The sequence below is a fragment of the Rhodococcus sp. T2V genome (assembly GCF_029269925.1).
Taxonomy (GTDB): Bacteria; Actinomycetota; Actinomycetes; order Mycobacteriales; family Mycobacteriaceae; genus Rhodococcus_F; species Rhodococcus_F koreensis.
This window is the reverse complement of the sequence record NZ_JARJBD010000549.1, coordinates 1-413: the sequence shown is the minus strand read 5'-3', so window position 1 is coordinate 413 and position 413 is coordinate 1. Positions and strand designations below refer to the sequence as shown.

Genomic DNA, 413 nt, shown 5'->3' with positions numbered 1-413 from the left:
ACTTTCCGTCGTTCATGAAGAAGGTCGAACGGGTGGAGCAGGAAGCGGACGAGAAACTCGAATGGAAGGCGCAGATCTTCCTGTCGCATCGCACCTGGGAGGCGTCGATCCTCGAGCAGGTCCCGGATGAGCGGATCGGTGCGTCCGGTGAGGCCGCATCGGTGTCACCGCTGCAGAAGGCGGCGCAGGGCTTGCTCGGCACCGTGACCGACAAAGCGATGTCCACCGTCTCCGACAAGGTGGCGGGCGCGACCGGCCGGTTGACCGACTACGCCACGTGTTCTCTCAGGACCCAACAGTGCATCGATATATCACCCGCCGGCCGATCAGGGAGATCGAGCCGATACGCGGGAAAATGTGTCAGTGTTCCACCCATGAGCGTCTGCCGTTCCACATGCGGGAACGAAACAGTC

General features: G+C 62.0%; 1 pseudogene. It reads left to right on the top strand.

The features are described 5' to 3' along the window. Positions 1 to 14: 14 nt before the first annotated feature. A pseudogene (locus tag P3H15_RS55360) lies at positions 15 to 413 on the top strand (hypothetical protein); the annotation flags it as partial.